Source organism: Asanoa siamensis (genome assembly GCF_016862555.1).
In the GTDB taxonomy this organism is placed as follows: domain Bacteria; phylum Actinomycetota; class Actinomycetes; order Mycobacteriales; family Micromonosporaceae; genus Asanoa; species Asanoa siamensis.
In genome coordinates this window covers 21842-29337 of the sequence record NZ_BONE01000094.1, presented here as the reverse complement: position 1 = coordinate 29337, position 7496 = coordinate 21842, and the positions used below count along the sequence as shown (strand labels likewise).

The window sequence follows — 7496 nt, the reverse complement described above, 5'->3', positions numbered from 1 at the left end:
CCTTGTCGCGGTGCGCCCGGTGGGGCACAGGGCCGCGTCCGCTGGGCCGCGTCCGCTGGGCCGCGTCCGCTGGGCCGCACCGCGCCCCGCCCGCCGCGCCCGCCATTTCGCGATGCGCCCGGTGGGGCACAGGGCCGCGTGCGCTGCGTCCGCCTAGTCGCGTTGCGCCCAGTGGGGGCGCGGGGCATGAGGGGTTGCGGTAGCGGTGCCCCGTTGCCTGCGGTGGGATGCTCCAGGCCCGAAGTGCCGCGCTGTGGCGGCGGCCTGCGTACAGGCGCCTCGAGAGGCGAGCGCCCCGCGACCGCGTCGAAGACCGGCCGGCGTCCGCAGCTGCTGCGCCGGTCCGGAACCAGATCACGCAGGCCAGCCGGCACCGGGTCCGGCGGCCAACGCCGACACGGCGGGCGCGTGGACGGTCCGCTCTAAAGCGGAGGCGACCGGTATCGGCGCGGTCGGCGCTCCCACCACGAAGACCTGGCGCATGCGTAGGCTCGAACCCTCCTGGGTGTTTGCGGGACTCCGGTCAGGACCGGGAGCATTCGCCGGATTGGAGCGGGACGCGTGCGGGCAGGGTCGTGGCGGGTCGGGTTGTGGGCAGCCTTGCCCGGTCCGGTCACCGTCGCGCTGTGGTTTGCGGTGACCGTTACCGCTCCGTTGGTGTTCTTCGAGTGGACCCACCGGTGGGAGGAAGACCAGCCGGTCTCGACGGCGCTGTGGTGGACCGTCGGGGCGGCGCCGGTCCTGGCCGCCGCGCTCACGGCGGGTCGTCGAAGGCTGTCGGCGGGCGCGGTCGCTCTGGTCCTTGTCGCCCTGTCGCTCGCCGTCTTCCGCTGGGTCATCCCGCTCAGTGGCACCGCCCCGTGGTCGACCGTGGTGGTCGCCGCCGGCGGGCTGACGGTGGGCGGCGTGGTCGTCGGGCATCGGCTGCGGGCGCGCCGGCCGCGCCGCGGTGGCTTCGTGGTGGGCGCCGTTGTCGCCGTGCTGGGCGCACTGCTCGCGCAGGGGACGGTCGGGTTGGGTGCGGAGGACAGCACGGTCGGCGGGGGTCCCGGCCCGCTGTACGGCGGCGTCGGCCCCGTCGCGACGCCGGGTCCGCTGGAACTGCCGGCCGCCGGCCGGTACGCGATCTACGCGGTGGGCTTCGCCGCCCACGATCCGGACTGCGAGGTCGCCGGGGGCAGCCCCGTGCGTCGGGTGACGGTCCCACCCGCCGATTACGGCGGCGACTACGCCAGCTACGCGTGGGTGGCTTCCTTCGAGGTCCCGAGGGCCGGCACCTTCGCGTTCAGCTGCCGCACCGCGGCGGCCGAGGAGGAGTCGTTCGTCGTCGGCGACGTCCCCGAGATCCGCGGCGCCGTGGCCAGCCTGATCCACTGGCCGCTGGCGGCGATCCTGCTCCTGGGCGCACTCCCCGGGTTGCTGGTGCTCGCGGACGCCACCCGCCGCCGTACCCGGTCGCCGACCGGTGTCAGCCGGGTTCGTTGAGCTGGTCGGCGGTCGTCGGCGTCGTCGCCTGCCAATCGGAGCCGGACAGCACGCGGGCCGCCGTGGCGAGGCGGTGCAGTGGTGTTATCGCGCCCGGGTCGAGTTGGGCGCCGCTGTAGCCGACGTAGGCCACCACCCCCGGTGCCGCCTCCCAGGCGAGCGTCGCGTTGCCGCCGGAGACCGGCGAGACGACGGTCGGCCTACCGGCCAGCGGCGGGCCGTCCTGGGTCTCGACCGTCGCGTAGAGCTGGTCCTCGAAGCCGCCGCCCGCGCTCACGCCCGTGTAGACCAGGCCGCCGCCGAGCTCGCCCTGCTCACCGAGGTCGGCCGCGCCGTAGCGCAGCTCGTGCACCGTCGGCGGCCGCAACGGGACGCTCGCCACGACCGTCAGGCCGGCGGGTGGGTCCACCACCGGGCGGCCGTCGACGATCCTGGTGCGGGTGGCGAGCGCGATCAGGTCGGCTTCGGCGAGGTCGCCGCGTACGCGGGCGTGGTGTTTCGCGAGCGGCCAGGTGATCGCCCGGCCGGCGGCGGATCCGCGCTCCCGGCCGACGCCGACGGGCCGGCCGGTCCGCGGCGCCTCCACGGGGAACGTGACCACCGCGCCGTGGCGGCCGAGCGAGCCGCCGGGAGCCCGGACGATCACGGACCACGGGCCGTCGACCGCCGCGCGGTCGCAGCGGTCGAGCCCTTGGCCGGGCTCGTCGCCGAGCGCCAACCCGGCGATCAAAGTGATGGACGGGCTCTGCGCCCACCCGACGGGTACGCAGCCCGGTGCGGTCGAACCCGCCGGCCTCGGCGAGGCCACGACCGCCGTGCGCGGTTCGCCGGCGACCGCGAGGACCAGGCCCGCCACCACTAGAAGGCCGACGACGGGCCGCCGCCGTCCGGTCGGGCGCGGCTCCGGCCCGCCGAAGCTGATGATCTCCACAACACCCACGAGTCCCGTGGCGCACACCAGGTTGCATCCCGGCCGTCATCAGCCCGACGCGAGCCGTTGGTGGTGCGTGTCCAACGTGCCCGCGTGCGTACACGACGAGCGGTCATGGCCGGGTTGTATTCGTCCTCTACCTGGCCGGCGGCCCGCCCGGGACCACCCAGCCACGGATGGTCCGCGCCTCGTCGAGGCCGCCCGAGCCGAGCAGCCCGCCGGTCGAGATCGAGGTGCACGCCTGGACGTGCGTCCTCGCCGCGGTCCACCCGCCGCCGACTCCGGACCCCGGCAACAGGTGACGATCGCCGGTCTCGCGGGCCCTCGCGGACCAGGCGTTGGTGGCGAAGAACGACATTCCGCTGCCCTGCCACCCCGTGTGAGGGTCAGCGGCGGACGGTGCGCGGCAGGGTGGGGATCAGGCCCGCGCCGGCGACCAGGTGCATGACCAGCAGCGTCACGACCGCGCCCGTGGAGTCGGCGCCGAGCGGCCCCAGCAGAGAGACCAGCAGCACCGCGCCGGCGATCCAGGTGAAGGCGGCCGTCGGCCGGCGGGTCCACCGGCGCAGCAGGCCCAGCAGGGTCCAGGCCAGCAGGCCCGCGAGCAGCGTCACCACGGAGACGGCCGTCAGGGTGATCTCCGTCGGGCCGACCGAGAGGTCGACGCCGGCGACCGGGACCGCGATCGTCCAGACGACGCAGTTGGCGGCCATCGTGCCGGCGATGGCGAGGATCCGCTTGCGGCGGGCGGCGCGCCAGTCGTAGGCGGCCGGGGAAACGGTGGCGGTCGTTGACATGGCCGGGCTCCTTCGGGGATACGTTGTATCGGCTGCCGTAAACCTTCCGCCGCCGGGGCCTCGGCGAGCATCGGGCGCGGGACCGGTCCGGCGATCCGTCGCGCGACCGATCCGCGTACGGCACAGGTCGATCTGGCGACCGATGACCGCGCACCCGCCGGCACGTACGTTCAGGGCATGTCCATCGACTGCCCGCCCGAACAGCACCGGCGGCGGCGCCGGCCCTCCGTCGAGATCGCCGTCGCGGTCGCCATGACCGCCGGTCTGGTCTCGCTGATCCTGGTCACGCGCGGCGGCCCCACGGGCACACCCGCGCTGGTCGCGGCCGTCGCGCTCGCGCTGGTGCAGGCGAGCACCGTCCTCTGGATCACCCGCCGGCCCGAGATCGCGATGGGTACGGCCCTCGCCGCGGGTGTCGGCATCCAGGCGCTCGCCCCGCACGTCGGCTGGTTGGGACTCGCCGCCGCGCCGCTCGCGTACTTCGCCTGGATCCGCCCTCCGCGTGTGTCGCTCTGGGCGTTGGGCGTGGCCGTGCTGCTCTCGCCGTGGGCGCTGGTCACCGGCGGCTGGCGCGACGTGCTGCTGGGCGTCTTCGCCTTCGGCTTCAGCTGGGCCTGGGGCGAGCTGGGCCGCACCCGCATGATCCGGCGCCGGGAGGAGCGGCAGCGCATCGTCGACGCCGAACGCGCCCGGATCGCCCGCGAGCTGCACGACGTCGTCGCACACACCGTGTCGGTGATGCTCGTCCAGGCCGCCGCGGCCGCCGACATCTTCGACGCGCGGCCCGAGAAGGCGCGGGCGGCGCTCGACACGATCCAGGAGGCCGGGCGGACCGCGCTCGACGAGCTCCATGCGATGCTGCGCACCATGCGCCCCGACGAAGCCGTCGAAGCCGAGCCGCGTACGCCGCAGCCCGGTCTCGAACAGCTCGACGAGCTGGCCCGGTCGCTCGGCGTGACCGGTCTCGTGGTCGCCGTCGACCGGACGGGCGTCGAGCGCCCGGTGCCGCCCGACGTGGGGCTGTCGGCCTACCGCATCGTGCAGGAGTCGCTGACCAACAGCCTGCGCCACGGGCGGGCCCGGCGCGCCGACGTCCGGCTCGCGTACGACGAGACCGAGATACGGCTCGACATCACCGACGACGGCACTGGCGGAAGCACCGGCAGGGCGGCAGCGGGCGGCGGGCACGGCCTGACCGGCATGCGCGAGCGGGCCAGGCTGCTCGGCGGCACCCTCGACGCCGGCCCCCGCGCCACCGGCGGCTTCCAGGTGTCGGCCCGGCTGCCGCTGCGGCAGAAGGCCGCGGCATGACGATCCGCGTCGTCGTGGTCGACGACCAGCACGCCGTACGCGAAGGCTTTGTCATGATCATCGACGCCCGTGACGATCTCGAGGTCGTCGGCGAGGCGGCCGACGGCCGGGAGGCGGTCGCGGTGACCGAGGCGAAGTCGCCCGACGTGGTGCTGATGGACGTCCGGATGGAGGGGATGGACGGCATCGAGGCGACCCGCCGGATCGTCGCGGGCGGCAACCCCGCGAAGGTCGTCATGCTGACGACGTTCGACCTCGACGAGCACGTCTACGCGGCGCTCCAGGCCGGCGCCAGCGGCTTCATGCTCAAGAGCATGCGGCCCACGGAGATCGTCGACGGCATCCGGGCGGTGGCGCGCGGCGACGCGATGCTCGCGCCACCCGTCACCCGGCGGATGCTCGACCGGTTCGCGACCGGCCAACCGGGACAGGCCACACCTCCGGCCCTGGCCAAGGCCCTCGCCCAGCTCAGCGCCCGCGAGGCGGAGGTGCTGACCCTCGTCGCCCGCGGCCGGTCCAACACCGAGATCGCCGAGGCCCTGTTCCTCAGCCTGGGAACGGTCAAGACGCACGTCTCGGCCATCCTGACGAAGCTCGACCTCCGCGACCGCGTCCAGGCGGCGGTGTTCGCCTACGAGAGCGGACTCGTCCGCCCCGGCGACGCTGAGGTTTGATCCCGCCCCTCGGGCCTGGTGGGATCGACGCCGGGTGCGAACGGGGGAGGGTCGGTGGCGCGACGGTCGTTGGGCCGGCGGTTCGGTTGGCTGTGGGCGTCGTACGCCGTGAGCTCCTATGGTTCCGGCCTCGGCTTCGGCGCCCTTCCGCTGATCGCCGTGCTGGTGCTCGACGCCGGCCCGGCGCAGGTGTCGGCGCTCGCGGCGGTGGGGCCCGCGGTCGGCGCGCTGCTCGCCCTGCCGCTCGGGCCGTGGGTCGAGTTCCGCCGCAAGCGCCGGGTCATGATCGCCATGGACCTCACGCGGTTCGGGGTGATGATCACGATCCCCGTCGCGTACGCGTCGGGTCGGTTGAGTTTCGCCCACCTGCTCGTGGTCTCGGCCGTGGTCGCCGCCGCGAAGATCGCCTTCGCCGCCGCCAGCGGCGCGTTCCTCAAGTCGCTCGTGCGCCGCGACGACCTGCTCGTGGCCAACGCCCGCTTCGAGTCGACCAACTGGAGCTCGATCGCCGTCGGTCCACCGCTCGGCGGGGCCGCGATCGGCCTGTTCGGCCCGGTGACGACGGTGGTGGCCGACGCGCTGAGCTATCTGCTGTCGGCGCTCGGCATCGCCGCGATCGGCGGTCGCGAGGAACCGCCGCGGCGCCCGGCTTCGCGACCGCGCGGCGAGCTGCTCGACGGCTGGCGCCACCTGCTATGCCACCCGGGCCTGCGGGCGCTCTTCCTCAACCAGCTCTGCGTGAACGGACTGATCATGGCGACCGAGCCCCTGCTCGCCGTGCTCCTGTTGCGGGATCTCGGTTTCGCGCCCTGGGAGTACGGCCTCGCCTTCGCGGCGCCCTGCGTCGGCGGTCTCGTCGGCTCGCGGCTGGCCCGCCGGGTCGTGACGCGCTACGGCCAGGACCGGATCCTCCGCGTCGTCGGCACGTTGCGGGTGGTCTGGCTGCTCGGCCTCGCGTTCGTCCAACCTGGACCGCTCGGGCTCGCGACGGTCATCGCGGTCGAACTCGCGATCATCGTCAGCATGAGCCTCTACAACCCGGTGCTGGCCACCTACCGCCTCGAACAGACACCCCAGGAGCGCGTCGCGCGTACGCTCACCGCCTGGTCCATCAGCACCAGCGCCGCGATCGCCGTGCTGAGCGCCCTCGGCGGGCTGCTCGCCGCCGTCACCGGCCCCCGCACCGCCATCCTGGTCGCGGGGATGCTCATCCTGGCCACGCCTCTGCTGCTGCGCCGATCGTTCGCCGCCACCGCCCCGGAGCGCGTCCTCAGCCGAACGTGATGATCGCCCGCTTGCTCAGCTGACCCGCGGCCATCTTCTCGAGCGCCGCGTTCGCGTCACGCAGGCCGATCGCGGTGAACTCCGGGACGATGCCGTGCGCCGCCGAGAAGGCCAGGGTGTCGCGCGCGTCGTGCGGTGAGCCCGACGGGTTGCCCAACGCGCGCCGCCGGCCGAGGACCAGCGGGTCGGTCGGCAGGCTCAGCGGCTCCTGGTCGTAGCCGCACAGCACGAGCGTGCCGTCCGGTGCCAGCCCCGGGAACGCGGCGGCGGCGGCCGCGGTGGACGGCGCGGCGTTGAGGACGATGTCCGCGCCGCCGTCCCAGGTCTGCAGGGCCACGGCGGGATCGGTGTCCTGGGTCGCGACGAACCGTTCGGCGCCGAGTGCCCGGGCCGCCTCGGCGCCGCGGTGCGACCGGCCGATGACGGCGACGCGGGCGCCCATCGCGACCGCGTACCGGACCGCCAGCGTGCCGAGCGTCCCACTGCCGCCGATGACGGCGACGCGCGAGGTGGGCGCGATCCCGGCCCGGCGCAGGGCGTTGAAGGCGGTCAGGCCGGCGCACATCAACGGCGCGGCCGCGACGGGGTCGAGCGTGGGCGGCAGCGGGCTGACGAAGTCGGCCTGGAGCACGGCGTATTCCGCGTAGCCGCCGTCGAACGAGATGCCCGTGAACCGCTTGTGGGGACAGAGGATCTGTTCGCCGCGTACGCAGTAGTCGCAGTGCCGGTCGGAGTCACCGAGGATCTGGGCGCCCACCGTGGCGCCGACCTCGGGCCAGGTGACGTCGGGCCCGGTGGCGGCGACCGTGCCGGTGATCTCGTGGCCCGGGACGAGCGGGAAGGTGGCGATGGGCCAGCGTCCCTGGAGCACGTCGAGGTCGGTGTAGCAGACCCCACACGCTGTCACCTTGACCAGCACCTCACCGAAGCCGGGCTCGGGGACGTCCCGCTCGACGAAGCTGAGCGGCTGGTTCGGTGCCGCGGCGACGGCCACAAGCATGGGTGGACCTCGAT

At 74.4% G+C, this 7496-nt stretch carries 8 protein-coding genes; 4 read left to right on the top strand and 4 right to left on the bottom strand.

What is annotated here, in order from left to right; all coding sequences use genetic code 11:
- Positions 1 to 636 precede the first annotated feature (636 nt).
- Positions 637 to 1485 (top strand): hypothetical protein, encoded by an 849-nt coding sequence (locus Asi02nite_RS35485; RefSeq protein WP_239127477.1) that lies wholly within the window; start codon positions 637 to 639, stop codon positions 1483 to 1485.
- On the opposite strand, the gene Asi02nite_RS35480 is transcribed toward Asi02nite_RS35485, so the two are convergent.
- The 3 genes from Asi02nite_RS35480 to Asi02nite_RS35470 form a co-directional block, all read right to left on the bottom strand.
- Positions 1469 to 2416 (bottom strand): hypothetical protein, encoded by a 948-nt coding sequence (locus Asi02nite_RS35480; RefSeq protein WP_203718416.1) that lies wholly within the window; start codon positions 2414 to 2416, stop codon positions 1469 to 1471. The genes Asi02nite_RS35485 and Asi02nite_RS35480 overlap by 17 nt on opposite strands.
- 136 nt (positions 2417 to 2552) lie before the next feature.
- Positions 2553 to 2774 (bottom strand): hypothetical protein, encoded by a 222-nt coding sequence (locus Asi02nite_RS35475; protein WP_203718415.1) that lies wholly within the window; start codon positions 2772 to 2774, stop codon positions 2553 to 2555.
- Between the two features lie 28 nt (positions 2775 to 2802).
- Positions 2803 to 3213 carry a DUF6069 family protein gene (locus Asi02nite_RS35470; protein WP_203718414.1) on the bottom strand — a complete coding sequence of 137 codons (411 nt, stop codon included), beginning with the start codon at positions 3211 to 3213 and terminating at the stop codon, positions 2803 to 2805.
- Positions 3214 to 3390: 177 nt separating this feature from the next.
- Here Asi02nite_RS35470 and Asi02nite_RS35465 point away from each other — a divergent pair, with 177 nt between their 5' ends.
- The 3 genes from Asi02nite_RS35465 to Asi02nite_RS35455 are packed head-to-tail and all read left to right on the top strand — an operon-like array spanning position 3391 to position 6482.
- The gene (locus Asi02nite_RS35465) at positions 3391 to 4524 is read left to right on the top strand and encodes a sensor histidine kinase (RefSeq protein ID WP_203718413.1); all 1134 of its coding nucleotides are present in this window, start codon (positions 3391 to 3393) and stop codon (positions 4522 to 4524) included.
- Positions 4521 to 5198, top strand: a complete 678-nt coding sequence (locus Asi02nite_RS35460; RefSeq protein WP_203718412.1) for a response regulator — start codon at positions 4521 to 4523, stop codon at positions 5196 to 5198. The genes Asi02nite_RS35465 and Asi02nite_RS35460 overlap by 4 nt, the downstream gene beginning before the upstream one ends.
- A gap of 54 nt (positions 5199 to 5252) precedes the next feature.
- On the top strand, positions 5253 to 6482 hold the full coding sequence (locus Asi02nite_RS35455; protein ID WP_239127474.1) for an MFS transporter: 1230 nt from the start codon (positions 5253 to 5255) through the stop codon (positions 6480 to 6482).
- Here Asi02nite_RS35455 and Asi02nite_RS35450 read toward each other — a convergent pair.
- Positions 6469 to 7482, bottom strand: coding sequence for an alcohol dehydrogenase catalytic domain-containing protein (locus Asi02nite_RS35450; RefSeq protein WP_203718411.1), 1014 nt, complete (start codon positions 7480 to 7482; stop codon positions 6469 to 6471). The genes Asi02nite_RS35455 and Asi02nite_RS35450 overlap by 14 nt on opposite strands.
- Positions 7483 to 7496: the final 14 nt, after the last annotated feature.

Coding starts and splice junctions, on each gene's coding strand:
- Asi02nite_RS35475 (WP_203718415.1), bottom strand. CDS start 2,774: ATGTCGTTCTTCGCCACCAACGCCTGGTCCGCGAGGGCCCGCGAGACC.
- Asi02nite_RS35470 (WP_203718414.1), bottom strand. CDS start 3,213: ATGTCAACGACCGCCACCGTTTCCCCGGCCGCCTACGACTGGCGCGCC.
- Asi02nite_RS35465 (WP_203718413.1), top strand. CDS start 3,391: ATGTCCATCGACTGCCCGCCCGAACAGCACCGGCGGCGGCGCCGGCCC.
- Asi02nite_RS35460 (WP_203718412.1), top strand. CDS start 4,521: ATGACGATCCGCGTCGTCGTGGTCGACGACCAGCACGCCGTACGCGAA.
- Asi02nite_RS35450 (WP_203718411.1), bottom strand. CDS start 7,482: ATGCTTGTGGCCGTCGCCGCGGCACCGAACCAGCCGCTCAGCTTCGTC.